The organism is Methylomagnum sp., assembly GCF_054333355.1.
This window is the reverse complement of record NZ_JBTEKS010000040.1, coordinates 1-19,193: the sequence shown is the minus strand read 5'-3', so window position 1 is coordinate 19,193 and position 19,193 is coordinate 1. Positions and strand designations below refer to the sequence as shown.

Here is a 19,193-nt window from a genome sequence, read left to right as displayed (position 1 = left end):
GGGCTTTCCGAAGCGGGGCGGCGACCAAGAGGGTAATCGTTTTCCCGTGGTTGTGTCAGACTATCTGTAGGCTCTACAACAGGAGGTTCACGGCCTTGTCTAAGTATTGGTTTTTCGTCTTTATCCCGGCCTTGGTTTGGTCGGCGGTAATGCCTAGCGGCTATCTCAATTGGTTTTTGGAGATGCTGCCAGCGGTGGGGGCTTTCCTGATTCTCGCGCTCACCCGCCGGGCCTTCCCGCTCACCAATCTGAGCCATGTGCTGCTGCTGATCCTGTGCCTGCTGATCTTGGTGGGAGCCCATTACGGCTTCGGCAACGTGCCGGTGTTCGAGTGGCTCAAGCCCCGGCTGGGCTGGCAGCGGAACAATTTCGACAAGCTCGCCCATTTCTTCCAGGGCTTCGCGCCCGCCATTTTGTTCCGGGAAATCCTGGTGCGTTGCGAGGCGGTGAAGCGGGGCTGGCTGTGGCTGGTCGTGTCGGCCTTGACCCTGGCGCTCAGCGCGGCCTATGAACTGGTGGAATGGGGGGCCGCGCTGGCGCTGCGGGAACGGGCCGAGGATTTCCTCGCCATCCAGGGCGATCCGTGGGACGCCCAGTCCGACATGGCCATCGCCCTGCTGGGCGCGGTCGCGGCGCTGACGCTGCTGCGCCATCGCCACGACCGGCAAATCGCCCGGCTGGAAACCTATACCCAGCCGCTTCTCCGTAGCCAGCCTAGCCCCGATGAGATGGACCCGCCGGGCACCGCCGCGCCGCCCTTGCGCCTGTCCATCATCATGCCCGCCTATAACGAGGCGGGCGTCATCCAGTCCACCCTGGCCGGTTTGCAAGCCTTCCGCGAGCGCGGTGCCGAGATCATCGTCGTGGATGGACTCAGCGACGACCATACGGCGGAACTGGCGGCGCCTTTGGCGACGCGGATCATCCGCTCGGCGCGGGGCCGGGCCACCCAGATGAACACGGGGGCGCGGGCCGCGACGGGCGAGGTGTTGCTGTTCCTGCACGCGGACACGCGGCTGCCGGCCAACGCGGATCGGCGACTCGCCGAAGTGTGCGCGGCGGGCGCGGCCTGGGGCCGGTTCGATGTGCAATTCTCCGGGCCGCATCCGGCCTTGCGGATCGTCGAGTCCGTCATTAATTGGCGTTCCCGGCTCAGTGGCATGGCCGGCGGCGATCAGGCGATGTTCGTGCGGCGGGATTTGTTCACGGAGGTTGGCGGTTTCCCGGAGATCCCGCTCATGGAGGATGTCGCCCTGAGCCGGACGCTTCGGCGCTACGCCCGCCCGGCCTGCTTGTGGGAACGGGCGGTGGCATCCAGCCGGTATTGGGAGGAGCACGGCATCCTCAATACCCTTCTGCTCATGGGGCGGCTCCGGCTGGGCTATTTCCTGGGGGCCGACCCGGTTTGGCTGGCCCGTCGTTACCACCGGAGATGAACTTGATGATCGACGCCCGTTTCGCTCAACACTTCGCCGAGGACTGGGTCGCCGCCTGGAACAGCCACGACTTGGACCGCGTTCTGTTCCATTACGCCGATGATTTCGAGATGGCCTCGCCCTATATCGCCGCGCTGGCCGGGGAGCCGGGCGGGAAGCTCAAAGGCAAGCCAGCGGTGCGGGCCTATTGGGCCAAGGCCTTGGGCCTCATGCCGGACTTGCGGTTTGAACTGGTGGCGGTCCTGCCGGGGGTGGACAGCGTGGTGATTTATTACCGGGGTGTCCGGGGGACGGCGGCGGAGGTGTTCTGCTTCGACGAGGCGGGCCGGGTGGTCAAGGCGCGCGCTCACTACGCGGCGGGTTGAATGGCGTGATGACGCGCCGATGGCGTTTAGGATTTGAAATACATTCCCGGAATAGCGAGGGTCGGTTGTCGTGGGTGCGGTCTTTGGACCGCGATGGTTCCGCCCCTGGTCCCGGTCTGAAGACCGCTCCCACGCGGGTTCGCGGCCCGTTTGCCTCGCCCTTTACCGTAACTTCGCCATGCCGACAAGCTTTGCGTCCCGCCCCCGTTCCGGCTAGACTTCCACGCCCCTCCGCCTGCCCCACGACCATGCGCATCGGCCCTTACCAACTCGCCAACCATTTGATCCTGGCCCCCATGGCCGGCATCACCGACCGGCCATTTCGCCGCCTGTGTCGGCGCTACGGCGCGGCGCTGGCGGTGTCGGAAATGGTGTCCGCCAATCCCGGGCTGCGCGACCACCATAAAACCCTGCGCCGCGCCGACCATAGCGGCGAGCCAGAGCCGCGCTCGGTACAAATCCTCGGCAACGACCCCGCCCACATGGCGGAGGCCGCCCGCATCAACGCCGACCGGGGCGCTCAGATCATCGACATCAACATGGGCTGTCCGGCCAAGAAGGTCTGCAACAAGGCCGCCGGTTCTGCCCTGATGAAGGACGAAGCCCTGGTGGGCCGCATCCTGGAAGCCGTGGTCGCCGCCGTGGACGTGCCGGTGACGCTGAAAATCCGCACCGGCTGGCACCCGGATCACCGCAACGCGCCGACCGTCGCCAGGATCGCGGAAAGCGCGGGCATTCAGGCGCTCACGGTGCATGGCCGCACCCGCGCCTGCGGGTTCGCCGGGCAGGCCGAATACCGTACAATTCATGCGGTCAAGCAAGCGGTGAGCATCCCCGTCATCGCCAACGGCGACATCGACAGCCCGGCCAAAGCCGCCGCTGTGCTGCGGGAGACCGGCGCCGATGCCGTGATGGTGGGACGCGCCGCCCTCGGTCGGCCTTGGTTGTTCCGGGCGATGCTGGAACATCTCGAAGGGCGCCCCGTCACCGGCGCGCCCGACGCGGCGGAAATCCGCGCCGTAATCCTCGAACACTTACACGAGCTTTATGCCTTCTATGGCGAGTTGCCAGGCTTGCGCATCGCCCGCAAGCATGTCGGCTGGTATTTCGATCATTTCCCTTGTCCGCCGGAATTCACACGCATGTTCAACGTTCAGGATTCGACCGCCCGGCAGGTGGCCCTTATTGACGAGTTTTTTCAGGCTCCGCCCCGGGAGTTGGCCGCATGAGCGCCTCACCCGGAAATTTGGCCGAAGACTTGAGTGCGCACTTGAGCGGGGATAGGCCCGGCTTTGTGCTGAGCGAGCATGTCCGGCTGGCGATGCGGACGTATTTCGCCCGGCTCGACGGCCACGAGGCCACCAATCTTTACGCCATGGTCATCAACGAGGTGGAGAAGCCCTTGATCGAGACCGTGTTGGAGCAATGCGGCCATAATCAAAGCAGGGCCGCGCAAGTTCTAGGCCTGAGCCGCAGCACCCTGCGCAAGAAGATGACCCAGTACGGCATCGAATAAATCCCTTTCCTCCGCATTTCCTCAAAAGTCTCATGAATACCCAACTTACCCGAGCTTTAATCAGCGTGTCCGACAAATCCGGCCTGGTGGAATTCTGCCAAGCGCTAGTCGGTATGGGCATCGAAATCCTGTCCTCCGGCGGCACCTTCCGCGTGCTGGCCGACCACGGCGTCGCGGCGGTGGAGGTGTCGGAATACACAGGTTTCCCCGAGATGATGGGCGGGCGCATCAAGACGCTGCATCCCAAAATCCACGGCGGCATCCTGGGACGCCGGGGACTGGACGAGGAGGTGATGGCGGAATACAGCATCGGACCCATCGACTTGGTGGTGGTCAATCTGTATCCCTTCGAGTCCACCATCGCCAAGCCGGATTGCCCGCTGGACGAGGCCATCGAGAACATCGACATCGGCGGGCCGGCCATGCTCCGCGCCGCCGCCAAGAATCACGACGCGGTGGGCGTGGTGGTCGATCCCGCCGATTACGCGGCGGTGCTGGCGGAGCTGCGGGAGAACCAGCGCGCCTTGTCCCGGGCCACCCGCTTCCGCCTCGCCATCAAATGCTTCCGTCATACCGGCGCCTACGACACCGCGATTTCCACCTATCTGGGGAAGGTCGAGGGCAGCGAAGCCTTCCCCGATCCTTTGGTGCTGCGCTTCAACCATGCCCAGGGGATGCGCTATGGCGAGAACCCCCACCAGCGGGCGGCGTTCTATGTGGAATCGGGCGCTCCGGCGGGCTGCGTGGCGACGGCCACGCAATTGCAAGGCAAGGCGCTGTCCTACAACAACATCGCCGACGCCGATTCCGCGCTGGAATGTGTGAAGGCGTTCAGCGACTTGCCCACCTGCGTCATTGTCAAGCACGCCAATCCCTGCGGCGTGGCCCAGGGGCAAAGCCTCGCCGAAGCCTATGGCCGGGCCTACGCCACCGATCCCACGTCGGCATTCGGTGGCATCATCGCCGTCAATCAGGAATTAGACGCCGAGACCGCCCGCGCCATCATCGAGCGGCAATTCGTGGAGGTGATCCTGGCACCCCGCATCAGCCCCGACGTCTTGCCCATCCTGGCGGGCAAGCCCAATGTCCGGGTCTTGGCGACGGGCGATTGGCCCGTGAATGCGGCGGCGGAATGGGATTACAAGCGGGTGACGGGCGGCTTGCTGGTGCAGGACCGGGATATTGGCACCATCGGCCGGGCGGACTTGAAAGTAGTCACCCAGCGTGCGCCGACCGAGGAGGAATTGGTCGATCTGCTGTTCGCCTGGAATGTCGCCAAGTTCGTCAAGTCCAACGCCATCGTCTACGCCAAGCAGCGCCAGACCGTGGGCGTGGGCGCGGGGCAGATGAGCCGGGTTTATTCCGCCCGCATCGCGGCCATCAAGGCCAACGATGTGGGCTTGTCGGTCGCGGGTTCGGTGGTGGCTTCCGACGCCTTTTTCCCGTTTCGGGATGGCGTGGACTCCGCCGCGGAAGCGGGCGTGACCGCCGTGATTCATCCGGGCGGCTCGATGCGCGACGCGGAGGTTATCGCCGCCGCCGACGAGCAGGGCTTGGCGATGGTCTTCACGGGGATGCGACATTTCCGGCATTGATGGTGCCGATGCCGAAAAAGAGCGATGCATCTTTTTTGTGATCACTATCACGGAAATAGTTCAGATCATTGCTCTATAAATTAAGATACGTTGTTGAATTATCGAATTTTTTACATCATTTCGACGCTGTATTTTGAGCCAGTCAAACCTCGTTACCGACACCGATCTTTGCGTTAAATGTGGCTTGTGTTTGCCGCACTGCCCAACCTATGCCAAGACGCGGGATGAAAACGAATCCCCCCGGGGCCGTATCTCCCTGATTCAAGGTTGGGCGGGCGGCGTCTTGGAGGCCACGCCCCAGCTAGTCCGCCATGTGGATAATTGCCTGCTATGCCGGGCCTGCGAGGCCGCCTGTCCCGCCTACGTTCCTTATGCCCGGATCGTCGATCAGTTCCGGCAGGAGACCGGCGCTTTGGGAAAGGCGCTGCCCGCCAAGATCAAATCGGCGGCCTTGCGCAAGACCCTGACTGGCCCATGGATTTCGCGCTGGGTCCGTTCCGCGTCGGACACCGCGACCGGGCGCTTCATTCAACACAGCGGAATCGCCCGCATGGTGGGCATGGGGGATGTCGCCGCCGGTCTCCCGGATGCCGCGCCCAATAAAGATTGGACAGGCCTCCATCCGGCGCAGGGCAAGGAAATCGCACGGGCCGCGTTGTTTTTGGGCTGCACGGCCTCGCTGCTGGACGCCGAGACCGTGGCCTCGGCCATCCGCCTCATGAACCGGCTGGGCGTCTCCGTCCGTGTCCCGGAAGCCCAAGGCTGCTGTGGCGCGATGCACTGGCACGCGGGCGACCGGGCAAGTGCCACCGAGTTCGTGGCCCGCAATGTCGCGGCCTTCGGGGATGACGAGGGCGAGGCCATTGTGAGCTTTGCCAGTGGTTGCGGCGCCATGCTGCACGATTACGGCGACGCTTTTCCCTCGGCGGAAGCCCAAAATATTTCGCGCAGGGTCCGCGACATTAGCCAATTCCTAGCGGACTTGCCCTGGCCGGAGGATTTCCAACTCAAGCCGCTAACGGCGACGGTTTGCCTCCATTCGCCATGCAGCCTTAAGAATGTGCTGCGGGCGGATCGCCACGCGGCGCAGTTGCTCGGGCGGATTCCCGCGTTGAAAGTGGTTCCCTTGTCCGCCCAAACCCGCTGCTGCGGCGCGGCGGGCAGCTATATGCTGGAGCATCCCGGCATGGCCGCAACGTTACGGGATGATGTGCTGGATCAAGTCCTGGCGGCTCGCCCCGATTTCCTGGTCACGTCCAATCCAGGCTGCGCCTTGCATTTGCGGGCTGGTTTGAAGCGGCGGGCGGGGCAAGGCGTTAAGCTGGTGCATCCGGTAACGCTCCTTGGTTGGCAAATTGGAGATTGACCGCCGCCCCCGGCTTGGGGGGATTCGTGGGTTTATAAGGATGGAGCGACGCCAAGAACGGATGCGTTTTGGCGAACCGCATTGCCATCGCCAAGCATGGGCGGACGTCGATAAAACTTACAGTTCAATCCGGGGTATATGGATCGATTTGTTTAACCTATTGAAATTAATGGATAAAAAAATGTAGGCATGATATGTGCATTGGATGGGTTAAATCGGAATTCTTTTGTTGAAGCAAGCCAAAGCATGAATCCGATTCATGTATCCACCACCCCTATTTTTGGGAGAGAGCAATGAAAAACTTTAAGCGGATTGCAGCAGGTGCCTTGTTTGCCGTGTCTATGGTTGGCGCGACAGGCGCTTCCGCTGCCGAATGGGTCCAAAACGGGAGCTTTGAAACCAATAGCGGTATCGGCGATCCTAATGCGGCCAATTGGACAATAGTTGGAACACCCGCTGATGCGGGTATTACCAATGTCCCGGTTTATGCTGGTGGCTATGCCTTGTCAATCGGTGACGATGAGCCGCTTGAATATAATCAGGCGGTTACCACGGTTAATGGGCAGTGGTACACCTTCAGCTATGCCTACAATGGCGATGGACTTACGCCCAATAGCTTTGAAAGTTACTTCGGCACTCAGGTAGCGCAAAGCGCTTTTGAAGTGGCTGATTCCAGTGGGGAGTCGAGTGGCTGGTTCACGTTTAGCCAGACTTTCCAGGCGTTAAGCAACTCGACTTTGGTGCGATTCATTGTTAGCAATAGCAATGAAAATTTCGGCTACGTGGGTTTGGACGCCGTGTCTGTCACTGACGCCTCGGCACCGGTTCCCGAAATCGACGCCGTGGCCGGTACTGCCGCTATAACCCTGTTGCTTGGCACCATGGGCTTGGTGAGCGGTCGCCATCGGCGCCGTAGCTAATAACTGATTTCCCGCAGTGGGGTGGATGAGGCTTGCTAAGACGCGAAGCGCACAGTGAAAAAGTGCGGAGTGGCTTGGTAAGCCTTTTGATTCAGTTGGTGCCTAAGGCTAATTCTGATTCACTTAACATAGTCCCCCCTAGCGAGGAGCGAAGAGTTGGCCCCACCATGAACCCACAAAAAAGCCGACATTAAGTCGGCTTTTTTGTGGGTGTTTTTCGTTTTGGCGTTTATCGACGCAACTTGTAGTTGCGACCGTAAAAAATTTCCGCCATTTCCCGCTGCAACTGCTTTTGGATGGCAATCCTTTCCTCCGCCGTCAGCGCATCCTTGTCGGTGTCGAACAAATAATTGTCGAGGTGGAAGTCTTTCAGGATCATCTTGGTGTGGAAGATTTTTTCCTGATAGACATTCACGTCGATCATCTGGTAGCGCTCGGCGGTCACATCCGAAATGTAGTTCTGAATGGACGTGATTTCGTGGTCGATATAGTGCTTCTGCCCGCTGATGTCGCGGGTGAAGCCGCGCACCCGGTAATCCATGATGACGATGTCCGACTCAAAGCTGTGGATCAGGTAGTTGAGCGCTTTCAGCGGCGAGATGCGGCCACAGGTCGAGACGTCAATATCCGCCCGGAATGTGCTGATGCCGCCGTAGGGGTGGCTTTCCGGATAGGTGTGGACCGTGATATGGCTCTTGTTCAGGTGCGCGACCACCGAGTCCGGGAACGGGCCGGGCGCTTCCACATTGGTGATCGAGTCGGGCACGTCGTGGCCCTCCGAGATCAGCATGGTCACGCTGGCACCCTGCGGCTCGTAATCCTGCCGGGCGATGTTGAGGATTTGTGCGCCGATGATGGCGTTCACGTCGGTCAGAATCTGCGTCAGGCGCTTAGCGTTGTACATCTCGTCGATATACTCGATGTAGCGGCGCTGCTGCTGCTCGGTCTTGGCATAGCAGATATCGTAAATGTTGAAGCTCAACGATTTGGTTAAATTGTTGAAACCATGCAACTGCAACTTGTCGATTTCCATCGAGTCAACGATACCCCGTATTCGGTTGGAGCGGCCGGTTAGGCACAGGGAAAATTAAGTGGATCAGCGGGAGCCTTATCGGCATCCCGCATGAGACCTAGGCGGAAAGCCGATGGTTCATTCGATTTCGGCTATCTCGTAATCGTGGGTAATCTCGGCCGTCTTGCCCAGCATGATGGAAGCCGAACAGTACTTTTCCGCCGACAAGCGGATGGCCCGACCCACGACGGACTCGTTCAATCCCTTGCCCGTCACGATAAAATGGAGGTGAATCTTCGTGAACACCTTAGGGTCCGAATCGGCCCGCTCGGCCTCCAGGAAAGCCTCGCAGTTCCGCACCTCGTGCCTGCCTTTGCGCAGGATATGCACGACATCGAAGGAGGCGCAGCCTCCCATGCCAATCAGCAGCATTTCCATGGGGCGCACCCCTAAATTCTTGCCGCCCGATTCCGGGGGACCGTCCATGACCACCGAGTGACCACTGCCGGATTCGCCCAAAAATATGGCGTTCTCAACCCACTTGACACGCGCCTTCATGGAGGGAACCCCGCCGAAAAAAATAGCGGCATACTTTATCACAGCCCCGTCCAATAGATCGACTCAAAATCGCTGCTAGAATTTGCTTCGATTAGTTAATTCAGCTCCGATAAAAAGCAATGCTAAACCACATCCCCGCCAAGCATGACGATCCCATGCCCTGGTTGCTGCCCCATTGCCACCGCCACCGTTTTCCCGCCAAGGCCACCATCATCAAGCCGGGCGACCCGGGAGACACCCTCTATTACATCACCGAGGGGTCTTGCTCGGTCACCATGCACAACAAGGAAACCAACCAGGACATCGTCCTCGCCTACTTGAACAAAGGCGATTTCATCGGGGAGATGGGCATCTTCATGGGGCCGGCCACCCGCGACGTGTTCGTGCGGGCACGGGAGCCAAGCCAACTGGCGGCGATCACCTACGTCCGCCTGCACCAACTGCTCAACGCCGAACTGGCACCCTATGCCGTCGGCATCCTGACCGCGTTGGGTCGGCAGCTTTCCCACCGACTCCTCGAAACCAGCCGCAAAGTGCGCAGCTTCGCTTTCCTGGACGCCTCGGGCCGAATCGCCAACGCCCTGAAAGACCTCGCCAAGCAACCGGACGCCATGACCCACCCCGACGGGATGCAAATCCGCGTGACCCGCCAGGAGATTGGCCGCATCGTGGGCTGCTCGCGGGAAATGGCGGGGCGCGTCCTGAAAAACCTGGAAGAGAAGGGGCATATCCATATCAAGGGCAAGACCATCGTGGTGTTTGGCACCCGCTAGCCGCGATCCAATTCGGGATGTTTCGTCCTGGATTGGGTTGGGGTTGGATTTTAGCTAATCAGGACGCTCGGCCTCTAAGTCCTCGGGTTGCTTCTCCTTGCCAATCAAGCGCTCCGACAGGGTGGGGTCGGCCTTCAATGCCGCTGCCCGCCACAAATCGACCCGGCGGCGATGTCCCCGGTAATCCTGGGAGAACTCGGCACCGTCGGTCGCGAGTAGCCGGTCGCTGCGATGGATAATCACCAGGTGGCCATCCGGGTGGGCCGTCAGCCAATCCATCAACTCCTTTTGATCCATTACCACCTCCAAGGGCTGGGGCAACCGGCCCAGGAATTGAAACTCCCCGCTGTATTTGCCCCAATGGGCCACCGGCACGCCTTGCTCCTGCAACTGGCCCAAGCGCGTCGCCATGGGCCGCATGTCGTCCACCGGCCCTTTGCCCGCTTGGTAGATGGGATGCGCCACCAGCACCAGCCCGATGAGGGCGTAGGCCGTTCCCCGCACAGCCATGGTTTGTCTCGTGAAGGCTAACACCAAACCGATGGCGATAAGCGCCAGTTTGGCGGCCAGCGGGGCGGCGGCGATGATGTGTGCCGTTTCGCCTTTACCCGCGTGAACCATCGGCACCACAATCAGTGCCGCCCCCAGCGCCACGAAGCATCCCGCCAGCCACCACCGATCCAGCCGCGTCCCACGCTCCGAAGCCTCGGGCAGCCGCCGCGCCACCATCAATACCACGGCGGGCACCACGGGCAGGATGTAATGGACCTGCTTGCCGCTCACGAACGACAGCAGCAGCGTTACGGCCCCGGCGTGGGCGAGGCAGAATCTCAGGCCGACATCGGTTTTGAATTGAGGCCATGGTCGGCTCCGCCACAGGGAAACGCGGAAAATCCACGGAAACAGCAGGATCGGCAGAATCGCCCCGTACCACCACCAAGGCCGCCGATGGGCAAAGGAATTGGCGATGCGTCCGGCGGACTGGCCCCAGAAAATCGCGCGGCGGTATTCCTCGCCGCCCACGATCCCCGCCGGGATAGCCCAGGCCAAGGCCAGAACGGCCCCTAGCAGGACGGAACCGAACAAGCCCAGATACCACCGCCCCCAACCCATGGCGGGCCGCTCAGCGAGCCACCAGGGCGCTAGCAGCCCCGTCGGCAAGATGAGCAACAGGATGACCGGGCCTTTCGACAGCACGCCGCCACCGATGGCGAGGCCGGTCAACAGCCGTCCCCGCCACGTCTCGCCCTGCCCGGAGAGCCAGATGCCCAGCATCCCCAGCAGGGTGAAGAAGGCCACCAGCATGTCGTACAGCGTCAGCGAGGTCCACAGCGCCCACACCGGCAGGCTCAATAGAATCAGGGGCGCCAGCCGGTGGACTTCCCCCTGTTCCGGCCACAACCGCCGGGCCAGGGCGGCGGTCAAGAATAGGTTTGCCAGCCCAAATAGCGGGGCCACTAGGCGCGGCGTCCAGTCGTTCACCCCGGCCAACAGCCAACCCAGATGAATCCCCCATTGCAGCAGCGGCGGCTTGTGGCTGTAGGTTTCGCCGTTGAGATGCGGCACCAGCCAGTCGCCCCGCTGCCACATCTCCCAGGCCACCGAGACGGCGCGGGTCTCGTCCACCGGCGTCAGGGGTCGGCAAGCTAGGCCGACGATGACCAAAATCCCCCACAACAGGACGTAGTCCCGGATAAGCGCTCGGTGCCACATTGGATGTTCGTTGAAATTATTGGTTGATGGGAAAGCCGGATTGTACCGGCGGGTGATGGGCGGTTCTGTGGGAGCGGGCTTCAGCCCGCGATAATCACAGCGGATCGCGGGCTGAAGCCCGTTCCCACGCTTTAGCGTTCTAGGTAGTGTTCCCTAGGCTGGATAATCGCGGGACGCCCCGCGTCGAAAAGGATACCGATTCCCCGCAATCGGCGTCTTTAATGAGCGTTTCAGTAACTCAAGGAGAGTGTTATGAGCAAAGCAGGTGCAGGCGTCAGCCCGGTGGAAATCCAAAAGAGCCTCAAGGACATTGATTTCCCGTGTAAGAAGCAAGACCTTATCCAGCACGCTAAGAATAACGGCGCCGACGAGGAGGTGCTGAATATTTTGCAGCAACTGCCGGAGCAGGAATATCGCAACGCCATCGACGTAAGCAAAGCCGTGGGTCAGGTCGAATAACCCGGTCCCCGTGTAGGTCGGGCTTAAGCCCGACCTACAATCTTGAGATTAGGCCGCTTCCGGTAGTTCGGTAATCCCGTTATGTCGTAACAGCGCATCAATCTCCGGTTCCCGGCCCCGGAATGCCACGAACAACGCCATGGCCTTCTGGCTGCCGCCGGTTTCCAGGATGTTCGCCATGAACGCCTTCCCGGTCTCCGGGTTGAAGATGCCCTGTTCCTCGAACAGCGAATAGGCGTCGCTGGACAGCACCTCCGCCCATTTATAGCTGTAATACCCCGCCGCGTAGCCGCCCGCGAAGATGTGGGAGAAGCTGTGCGGGAAGCGGTTGAAGGCGGGCGGAATCACCACCGCCACCTGTTGCCGCACCTCATTGAGGATCGGATAAACCCGCCCGCCCAAGGCCGGGTCGTAGTCCCGGTGCATACGGAAATCGAACAGCGAGAATTCCAACTGCCGCACCATCTGCATCCCCGATTGGAAGTTGCGGGCGGCGATCATCTTGTCCAGCAGCGTTTTCGGCAACGGCTCGCCGGTCTGGTAGTGGCCGGAAATCAGCGCCAGGGCTTCCGGCTCCCAGCAATAGTTCTCCATGAACTGGCTGGGCAATTCCACCGCGTCCCACTCCACCCCGTGGATGCCCGACACGCCCGGATAATCGACGCGGGTCAGCATGTGCTGCAAGCCGTGGCCGAACTCGTGGAACAGGGTCAGCACCTCGTCGTGCCGCAGCAGGGCCGGTTCGTTCTCGCTGGGCGGCGTGAAATTGCAGGTGAGGTAGGCGACCGGCGTTTGCACATCGTCGCCGACCCGGCGGCGGGTCACGCATTCGTCCATCCACGCCCCGCCGCGCTTCTTGGGGCGGGCGTACATATCCAAGAAGAACGCTCCGCGCAGTTCGCCAGCGTCATCCTGGATTTCGTAGAACCGCACATCCGGGTGCCACACCTCCACTCCGTCCACGGCGCGGATGCGTAGGCCATACAGCTTTTCGACCACGGCGAACAACCCGGCCACCGCCTTGGGCGCGGGGAAGTATTGGCGGACCTCTTCTTCGGATAATTCGTACTTGTGCTGGCGCAGCTTCTCCGAGGCGTAGCCCAAGTCCCAGGATTCCGCCGATTCAATCCCCAGATGCTCGGCGGCGAAGGCCCGCAGTTCGGCCAAGTCCTGTTGGGCGTGGGGCTTGGAGCGGTCGGCCAAATCCTTCAGGAAGCCGACCACCTCGTCGGTCGAGGGTGCCATCTTGGTGGCGAGGGACAATTCCGCGAAGTTGGCGAAACCCAGCAATTGCGCTTCTTCGTGGCGTAGGGCCAGAAGCTTTTCCATGGTCTCGCCGTTGTCCCATTGCCCGGCGTTCGGCCCCTGGTCGGAGGCCCGCGTGGCGTAGGCGGTGTAGAACTCCTGGCGCAGTTCGCGGCTGTCGGCGTAGGTCATGATGGCGACGTAGGACGGGAATTCCAGGGTGAACACCCAGCCTTCCTTGCTCTGTGCCGCCGCCGTCTGGCGGGCCAGGAGCTTCGCCGAGTCCGGCAAGCCGGCCAGGAGGCTCTCGTCCTCGATGTGCTTGGTCCAGCCCTGGGTCGCGTCCAGCAGGTTGTCCTGGAATTTGCTGCCGAGCCGGGAAAGCTCCTGGGCTATTTCTTTGAAGCGATCTTTCTGCGCGGGCGGCAGGTCGACGCCGGACAGGCGGAAGTCCCGCAGGGCGTTGTCGATGATCTTGCGCTGCGCCGTTTCCAGCGAGGCGAAATCGGGGGAGTCGGCGAGGCTATGGTAGGCCCGGTACAAGTCCTCGTTCTGGCCGACTTCGGTGGCGTATTCGCTCAAGAGCGGCAGGCAGGCGTTGTAGGCTTCGCGGAGTTCGTCGCTGTTCACCACCGAGTTCATGTGGCTGACCGGCGACCACGCCTTGTTGAGCCGGTCGTCCAGGTCTTCCAGCGGCTCCACCAGGTTGGCCCAGGTGTAGGTCTTGCCGGGTTCCAACAAGGCGGCGATGGCGGCGCGGTTGTCGGCGAGGATTTGCTCCACCGCTGGCTGGACGTGCTCGGCTTTGATGCGGGAGAACGGAGGGAGGTCGTGGGATTCGAGTAGAGGGTTGCTCATATTGTTCGTGGGTTGGGAATGGTGAAATGGAAGCGGCGGATCACTGCCACCAGTCTAGTCTTGGGATTAGAGCGGGTTGTCTGGCTACCGTTCCGAATCGGGCGACCATTCCCAACGATATGGGGCTGGCTGGGCGACTTCGCAAGCTTCTGCTTGCGGGTTCAGTCGCTAAACCGTGCCCCACTTGAAAACCATAGTCTGTAGGATGGGTGGAGGTGCGCCATGAGGTGCAACCGAATTCTGCAAGGGCAGCGGCGCACCGTAACCCATCATAAGGCCGACATCGCTCGATGGGTTACGGCGCACGGCCAGAATCACCAGAGTTTTCGGACTCATGCCTAGTGCGCCTCCACCCATCCTACAGGCGGCGTTCAACACTACGGCTTTCAAACGGGACGCGGTTTAGCAAACCATCACTGCACCCGCCCCACCACCATATGCCGCTCGGACTGGCCGTAATAAACCGAGTTGCTGTAGGTGCTCCAGGTGTAGCCCGTGATATTGCCGAGGGTGTCGGCATACAGCCGCAGGGTGCCGATGCCCACGCCCGTGTCCCAGGTGCCGTCGCTCATCCGGCGGGTGTCGTTGGAGCCATGGCCGGATTGCGACGAGTCGATGATTTGGATTTCGTACTGGACCGTGCCCGGCACCAACGGCGCGGAAGCGGTTCGCGGCACGGCCTGGCCCCGCGCCATCATCACATGGCCGGTGGATGATAAGCCCTCCGGGTACTTCACGGCCAGGATGTCGCCCGGCTGGATGTCGGCGATGTTCTGGATTTCGACGAAGCCGTTCCCGGCCTGGATGGTGTCGTGGTACTTGGCGGCGGTCGGGCTTTTGGAACCCATCCAGGCGACGAAATCGCTGTCGCCCCAGCCATAAGCCTGTTTCAGCACCCGTGTGGCGAAGGAGCTGCACTCGGTGCGGTTCTCGTACGTGGTGGCGCCGTTCACGCCGGCCCAGTAAATGTAATTGGGGCTGGTGCCGTATTCGTTCTTGTCCGGGGTCACATGGGTGACGATGTCCTCGGCCCAGGCCAAATGCACGGGCTGAGTCGCATTGGCCGCGGGCGAGGCGGACAGGCCCAGGCAAAGCAGACCGGCAAAGAGGCTCAGGGACGAAATCGCGGATTTTTGGGTGATGGTGTTCATGGCGTGGCTCCCATTGAATTGTGGTTGTTGTGTGGGAGCTAATTTACGTAACGGACGCCCTTGATTCTGTGAGCGATTGACGGCGGGGCGCGGAATTATTTGCCGGTCGTTTGGCACATCCTGATGTCCGGCATCGGCGCCGCCGGGTCGATCACCCGGATCACCGACATCATCCCCTGGTCCTCGTGCTGGATGATGTGGCAGTGATAAACGAACTCACCCAGGATCACCGGGTCGGTGAAGGGAATCAGCACTTTCACCACGCTGGGTTGGGTGTCGCTGGGGGCGGGCGGCAGCGTGACCACGTCGTTATAGCCATTGAAGGGCTGGGCCGCGCCGTTCATTTCCGTCACCTGAAAATCAAGCTGATGGATATGGAACACATGAGCTTCCCGCGCCGTGTTCTGAATCGTCCACTCCTCCACATCGCCCAGCCTCACCAGCGTGTCCACGCAATCCGGGGTGAACGGCTTGCCATTGATGAAGAACAGGTCCGGCAGCACCGTGTCGGAGAACACGATGGTCCGCCGCTGGTTGATGGTCCCGGCGCGAAGGTCGGGGAGCTTGGGGAATTGATCGGCGCTGGGAATCGGGATCGGCGTGACCGCCGCGCCCTTGGACACCACGCTCATCAGGCGTTGCCCCGGATATTGGTCGCCCTCCGGCCCGGTGCTGTAGGCCGCGTCCTGTAAGCGGTAATTGCCCGCAGGCGGCCCATAAACCAGCGCTTCGAACCGAGCGCCGGGGGGCAGAACGAGCATGGTCATCGGCGTCGCTTGGTTTTGCAGATTGCCATCGGTCCCGATGACGTGGAAGGTCTGCCCGTCCATCTTCAGCCGGTAGAAAATGTTCGAACTCTGATTGCCGATCCGCCAGAACTCAAGCTGGCCGGGCCGCATTTCCAGCTTCGGCTGATACAAGCCATTGACCGTGCGGCGGGTCTGGCCGCTGGGATCGGGATCGTCCACCGGCGCTCCGTCCCGCGCTTTCAGGTCTTTCAGCAGAATCAGCCGCTCGGGTATCCCGGCGAGGGCCGGGAACGGCGCGAGGATATTGCCGATAATGATGCCGCCCGCCATGCCGCCAGCAATCTGCGTGTTTAAAAACGGGTCGCGGTGTGGGTGATACCAGTACAAGCCCTGACGGTGGCTGGCGGGAATGGGGAAGTCGTATTGGAAGGAGTCGCCTTGATCGACGCTGACAAAAATATTGTCGCCGCCCTCTCGCGGAGTGACGTTGAGGCCGTGGAAGTGAAGGTTCGTGGAGACCTGCCCGAAATTGTTCAGCAGAATCCGTAGCCGGTCGCCTGGATTCACCCGCAGCACCGGCGGGGTGTAGGCGGCCTCGTACAGCGCCGGAAAGGTGAGATTCAGCCCGGCCACCTTGAATCCGGCGGGCGTGACCGTGAATATCGCCGTGAGGACGCCGTCGCTGCTGGCGATTTCCGGCGGGTTCTGGAATCGCGAGCCCTTCTTTCCGGCTTGCGGGAGAGCGGTGGCTTGGTCGGCCATTTTGATCGGACTGGAGGCGGGCGCCGACATGAGCGAGACGATCATGCTGGACCCCACCGCCAGCAGGATGGTGGCCCGAGTCAACGAAATCCGCAGGGTCGTTGAGCGCATAGTTCCTCCCCACGGCGTGACTTGCCGCATCTTCCGTTTAAAACGCATCCCATGGGCAGCGTCCACCGGCTTCCCGCCGCGCCTATCTGACGGCCAATCCTTGATGGCGTGGGGCAAACCTAGCATGGGGCCGGGGCGTGGCCTATGCGGAGGGCTACGTAAGGGCTTGTTCAGGACCGGCAGGCGCGTCCCTTAAGAGGCTGTGTGGGAGGCGGAAGCCCGTGGCGGCGTCGGCTCCCCACGCGCCCGCCAACGAAGATGGGTACTCGGGGGCGGATGTTGGATAATGGACGCTTTTCCGGCGCGGGGCCTGGTTCGCGGGGCGGAGAGGAGGGACGCCGAAGTGGCGATGGGAGGAATGGGCCTGTTAGGCTGGGTCAATGGCGGGATGAAAAAAAGCGACACCGGGGACGGAAGGTGGGACTAAAGGACAGGTGCGGTTTCGAGAGAGGAGGCAGAGACAAGATTCGAGAATTTTTACAGCCGGTCGTCCAGTGTCGCAATCGAAGAGGCTATGCGCTGGTAAGCCAAACAAATTGCGTGCCTAAGCTGATTTTCAAATAAAAACAATGACATGGATAATTCGCTCAAACTTGCGGATGGCGCGGGGCTGGGGATTGCCGCACCCGTTGCGTTATTTGCCTTACTGTTTGCCGGGGTTGGGGATGGCCGAGAAATTTCCCATCCCGGCGGAGCCACCGGATAGCCAATGACCATGCGCAAATATGGCGGAACGCTGGTGCATTGCCGCCGGGACAAGGAGGGACTGGTGGAGGTGGTGGACGCTTTCGGCGTGCGCTCGCTGCATTTCGGCACCTCGCCCAAGCAGAGCGCCATGTCGCTGGCGGACCCGGATCGGCTAGAGCTTAGCTACGTCCGGGCCATGCTGGCAGGAATCATCTTCAGCGCCGATCCGGGGCGGGTGTTGCTGCTGGGGTTGGGCGGGGGATCGCTGGCGAAGTTCCTGCTGAACGCCTTCCCGGAATGCCGCATCGACGTGGTGGAATACCGCCCCATCGTGGCGATGGTCGCCCATGAATATTTCGGCTTGCCCGAAGACCCCCGGCTCACGCTGCACATCGCCGAGGGCGGCGAGTTCGTCTGCCATGCGGCGGACAATGCCGCCGGGGAATACGGGCATATCTTCGTGGATATTTTCGATCACGAGGGCTTGGCCGTTTCCGCCAGCCAGCACGATTTTGTCTCCGCCTGCGCGAAGTTGCTGACTCCCGATGGCGTTCTCGCCATGAACCTCTGGGGCAGCCACGCGGAATCCCTGCGCCACTCCATGCGCCTGCTCAATCTCTATTTCGAGGGCGGCACGAAGCGGCTGCAAGTCACGGGCCGGGGCAATGTCATCGGCTTTGGTTTGGGGGCGGAGGTGCGGCGGCTTGGCCGCGAGGCGCTCAGGCAGCGGGCCAGGATTCTGGAGCAGCGCCACGGCGTCGAATTTCCCCGGCTGCTGCATTTGCTCACGCCGCCGCCGTAATCGAGTGTATGGCGGTGGGGGTAGGCTTCTGCCCACGACCAGGCTCGGCTGTCGCGGGCTGAAGCCCGCGCCCATGGTCTTTCTGCTTAACCCGGCTTCGCGTGCCGGGCCAGAAACTTATCCAGCTCATTGGAGAAGGCTTGCCGGTCCCGCTGATTCAGGGCGGCGGGTCCGCCGGTGTCGATGCCGCTGGCCCGGAGCGTCTCCATGAAATCCCGCATGTTCAGCCGCGCCCGGATGTTCGCCTCGGAGTAGAACTCGCCCCGTGGATTCAGGGCGAATCCGCCCTTGGCGATGGCTTCCGCCGCCAAGGGAATATCCGCCGTGATGACCAAATCGCCCGGCTCCAGCCGCTTGACGATCTCGTTGTCCGCCGCGTCGAAGCCTTTCCGCACCCGCAAGGCCGTGATGTAGGCGGAGGGCGGCGTGGCGATGGACTGGTTCGCCACCAGGATCATGGGCACTTTCACCCGCTCCGCCGCCCGGAACAGGATGTCCTTGATGACATTGGGGCAGGCGTCGGCATCGACCCAGATTCGCATGATGGGATGGCCTCGGGATGGGTGGGGTGGGGGCGTCAGGGCGAGGGCGATTGCAGCGATTCAGCCACCGCGTTCCTCACCTCGGAGCAGGTGGCGTTCATATTTTCGCCCATGCAGTATTTTTGCAGGAATTGAACCGACGGCACGCTTTCCCCATCCACCACGGGATGGAGCGGGTCGTCCACGGAGGGAATGCCCGAGGCGCAGGCGGAGAGCAATGCCGCGAGGATGGCGATAAGACTAGCGTGACCGATCATTGGGGATTCCTGTCGAGGTTAGGGTGTGTGATCCGTGCTTGCCTGCCTCAGCGCTTCCGCCAAAAAACCCGGCCCACCTGTTGCCGTTCTTGCCGCGTGCTGAAACTCCGAAGATCGGGCGGATTGGGGCGGGATTACGAGCATAGGACTTACGCAGAAATGCGATTTGTCCCCTCGCCCCCTGGGAAGGGGTTAGGTTCTGTTGACGTAAGGCTCTGTTGGCATAGAGGAAAATGGCGTTTTGAAACAGATGGTTAGCCGCGGCCCATAAAAAACGTAAGTCAGGGTAGGGCGGATAAGCGGAGCGCATCCACCC

Annotated in this window: 18 protein-coding genes; 10 read left to right on the top strand and 8 right to left on the bottom strand. The window is 61.6% G+C overall.

Features of this window, described 5'->3' with window-relative positions; translation table 11 throughout:
* Positions 1–95 precede the first annotated feature (95 nt).
* From ACXWUF_RS05365 to ACXWUF_RS05335, 7 genes are all read left to right on the top strand, one after another.
* Entirely contained in the window at positions 96–1,436 is a 1,341-nt protein-coding gene (locus ACXWUF_RS05365) for a TIGR04283 family arsenosugar biosynthesis glycosyltransferase (protein ID WP_458493635.1), read from the top strand.
* A gap of 5 nt (positions 1,437–1,441) precedes the next feature.
* Positions 1,442–1,801 (top strand): nuclear transport factor 2 family protein, encoded by a 360-nt coding sequence (locus tag ACXWUF_RS05360; protein WP_458493634.1) that lies wholly within the window; start codon positions 1,442–1,444, stop codon positions 1,799–1,801.
* A 248-nt stretch (positions 1,802–2,049) separates the two neighbouring features.
* On the top strand, positions 2,050–3,030 hold the full coding sequence (dusB, locus tag ACXWUF_RS05355; protein ID WP_458493633.1) for a tRNA dihydrouridine synthase DusB: 981 nt from the start codon (positions 2,050–2,052) through the stop codon (positions 3,028–3,030).
* Positions 3,027–3,317, top strand: coding sequence for a helix-turn-helix domain-containing protein (locus tag ACXWUF_RS05350; RefSeq protein ID WP_458493632.1), 291 nt, complete (start codon positions 3,027–3,029; stop codon positions 3,315–3,317). The genes dusB and ACXWUF_RS05350 overlap by 4 nt, the downstream gene beginning before the upstream one ends.
* 32 nt (positions 3,318–3,349) lie before the next feature.
* Positions 3,350–4,912, top strand: a complete 1,563-nt coding sequence (purH, locus tag ACXWUF_RS05345; RefSeq protein WP_458493631.1) for a bifunctional phosphoribosylaminoimidazolecarboxamide formyltransferase/IMP cyclohydrolase — start codon at positions 3,350–3,352, stop codon at positions 4,910–4,912.
* 133 nt (positions 4,913–5,045) lie between these two features.
* Positions 5,046–6,278 carry a (Fe-S)-binding protein gene (locus ACXWUF_RS05340; protein WP_458493630.1) on the top strand — a complete coding sequence of 411 codons (1,233 nt, stop codon included), beginning with the start codon at positions 5,046–5,048 and terminating at the stop codon, positions 6,276–6,278.
* A 293-nt stretch (positions 6,279–6,571) separates the two neighbouring features.
* Positions 6,572–7,198 (top strand): hypothetical protein, encoded by a 627-nt coding sequence (locus ACXWUF_RS05335; RefSeq protein WP_458493629.1) that lies wholly within the window; start codon positions 6,572–6,574, stop codon positions 7,196–7,198.
* 229 nt (positions 7,199–7,427) lie between these two features.
* On the opposite strand, the gene speD is transcribed toward ACXWUF_RS05335, so the two are convergent.
* Positions 7,428–8,225: an adenosylmethionine decarboxylase gene (gene speD / locus ACXWUF_RS05330; protein ID WP_458493636.1), complete on the bottom strand. Its 798-nt coding sequence runs from the start codon at positions 8,223–8,225 to the stop codon at positions 7,428–7,430.
* A gap of 123 nt (positions 8,226–8,348) precedes the next feature.
* Positions 8,349–8,768, bottom strand: coding sequence for an OsmC family protein (locus ACXWUF_RS05325; RefSeq protein ID WP_458493628.1), 420 nt, complete (start codon positions 8,766–8,768; stop codon positions 8,349–8,351).
* A gap of 119 nt (positions 8,769–8,887) precedes the next feature.
* On the opposite strand from ACXWUF_RS05325, the gene crp reads away from it, so the two are divergent.
* Positions 8,888–9,541: a cAMP-activated global transcriptional regulator CRP gene (crp, locus tag ACXWUF_RS05320; RefSeq protein WP_458493627.1), complete on the top strand. Its 654-nt coding sequence runs from the start codon at positions 8,888–8,890 to the stop codon at positions 9,539–9,541.
* A gap of 54 nt (positions 9,542–9,595) precedes the next feature.
* Here crp and ACXWUF_RS05315 read toward each other — a convergent pair whose 3' ends face one another.
* Entirely contained in the window at positions 9,596–11,254 is a 1,659-nt protein-coding gene (locus ACXWUF_RS05315; protein WP_458493626.1) for an ArnT family glycosyltransferase, read from the bottom strand.
* Positions 11,255–11,506: 252 nt separating this feature from the next.
* On the opposite strand from ACXWUF_RS05315, the gene ACXWUF_RS05310 reads away from it, so the two are divergent.
* Positions 11,507–11,713 (top strand): DUF2795 domain-containing protein, encoded by a 207-nt coding sequence (locus ACXWUF_RS05310; protein ID WP_458493625.1) that lies wholly within the window; start codon positions 11,507–11,509, stop codon positions 11,711–11,713.
* A gap of 48 nt (positions 11,714–11,761) precedes the next feature.
* Here ACXWUF_RS05310 and prlC read toward each other — a convergent pair whose 3' ends face one another.
* From prlC to ACXWUF_RS05295, 3 genes are all read right to left on the bottom strand, one after another.
* The gene (gene prlC / locus ACXWUF_RS05305) at positions 11,762–13,816 is read right to left on the bottom strand and encodes an oligopeptidase A (RefSeq protein ID WP_458493624.1); all 2,055 of its coding nucleotides are present in this window, start codon (positions 13,814–13,816) and stop codon (positions 11,762–11,764) included.
* Between the two features lie 413 nt (positions 13,817–14,229).
* On the bottom strand, positions 14,230–14,967 hold the full coding sequence (locus ACXWUF_RS05300; protein WP_458493623.1) for a hypothetical protein: 738 nt from the start codon (positions 14,965–14,967) through the stop codon (positions 14,230–14,232).
* Between the two features lie 95 nt (positions 14,968–15,062).
* Positions 15,063–16,589 (bottom strand): multicopper oxidase family protein, encoded by a 1,527-nt coding sequence (locus ACXWUF_RS05295; protein WP_458493622.1) that lies wholly within the window; start codon positions 16,587–16,589, stop codon positions 15,063–15,065.
* A 709-nt stretch (positions 16,590–17,298) separates the two neighbouring features.
* Here ACXWUF_RS05295 and ACXWUF_RS05290 point away from each other — a divergent pair.
* A complete protein-coding gene (locus ACXWUF_RS05290) occupies positions 17,299–18,078 on the top strand; it encodes a spermine/spermidine synthase domain-containing protein (RefSeq protein WP_458493621.1) in 780 nt (259 codons plus the stop codon).
* A gap of 86 nt (positions 18,079–18,164) precedes the next feature.
* Here ACXWUF_RS05290 and ACXWUF_RS05285 read toward each other — a convergent pair whose 3' ends face one another.
* Both ACXWUF_RS05285 and ACXWUF_RS05280 read right to left on the bottom strand, forming a co-directional pair.
* Positions 18,165–18,620, bottom strand: coding sequence for a YaiI/YqxD family protein (locus ACXWUF_RS05285; RefSeq protein ID WP_458493620.1), 456 nt, complete (start codon positions 18,618–18,620; stop codon positions 18,165–18,167).
* Between the two features lie 35 nt (positions 18,621–18,655).
* Positions 18,656–18,877 carry a hypothetical protein gene (locus tag ACXWUF_RS05280; protein ID WP_458493619.1) on the bottom strand — a complete coding sequence of 74 codons (222 nt, stop codon included), beginning with the start codon at positions 18,875–18,877 and terminating at the stop codon, positions 18,656–18,658.
* Positions 18,878–19,193 lie beyond the last annotated feature (316 nt).

Bases quoted from the DNA above. Each gene is read 5' to 3' on its own strand.
- ACXWUF_RS05360 (WP_458493634.1), top strand. From the start codon at position 1,442: ATGATCGACGCCCGTTTCGCTCAACACTTCGCCGAGGACTGGGTCGCC.
- dusB (WP_458493633.1), top strand. From the start codon at position 2,050: ATGCGCATCGGCCCTTACCAACTCGCCAACCATTTGATCCTGGCCCCC.
- ACXWUF_RS05350 (WP_458493632.1), top strand. From the start codon at position 3,027: ATGAGCGCCTCACCCGGAAATTTGGCCGAAGACTTGAGTGCGCACTTG.
- purH (WP_458493631.1), top strand. From the start codon at position 3,350: ATGAATACCCAACTTACCCGAGCTTTAATCAGCGTGTCCGACAAATCC.
- ACXWUF_RS05335 (WP_458493629.1), top strand. From the start codon at position 6,572: ATGAAAAACTTTAAGCGGATTGCAGCAGGTGCCTTGTTTGCCGTGTCT.
- ACXWUF_RS05325 (WP_458493628.1), bottom strand. From the start codon at position 8,768: ATGAAGGCGCGTGTCAAGTGGGTTGAGAACGCCATATTTTTGGGCGAA.
- crp (WP_458493627.1), top strand. From the start codon at position 8,888: ATGCTAAACCACATCCCCGCCAAGCATGACGATCCCATGCCCTGGTTG.
- ACXWUF_RS05315 (WP_458493626.1), bottom strand. From the start codon at position 11,254: ATGTGGCACCGAGCGCTTATCCGGGACTACGTCCTGTTGTGGGGGATT.
- ACXWUF_RS05310 (WP_458493625.1), top strand. From the start codon at position 11,507: ATGAGCAAAGCAGGTGCAGGCGTCAGCCCGGTGGAAATCCAAAAGAGC.
- prlC (WP_458493624.1), bottom strand. From the start codon at position 13,816: ATGAGCAACCCTCTACTCGAATCCCACGACCTCCCTCCGTTCTCCCGC.
- ACXWUF_RS05300 (WP_458493623.1), bottom strand. From the start codon at position 14,967: ATGAACACCATCACCCAAAAATCCGCGATTTCGTCCCTGAGCCTCTTT.
- ACXWUF_RS05295 (WP_458493622.1), bottom strand. From the start codon at position 16,589: ATGCGCTCAACGACCCTGCGGATTTCGTTGACTCGGGCCACCATCCTG.
- ACXWUF_RS05290 (WP_458493621.1), top strand. From the start codon at position 17,299: ATGACCATGCGCAAATATGGCGGAACGCTGGTGCATTGCCGCCGGGAC.
- ACXWUF_RS05285 (WP_458493620.1), bottom strand. From the start codon at position 18,620: ATGCGAATCTGGGTCGATGCCGACGCCTGCCCCAATGTCATCAAGGAC.
- ACXWUF_RS05280 (WP_458493619.1), bottom strand. From the start codon at position 18,877: ATGATCGGTCACGCTAGTCTTATCGCCATCCTCGCGGCATTGCTCTCC.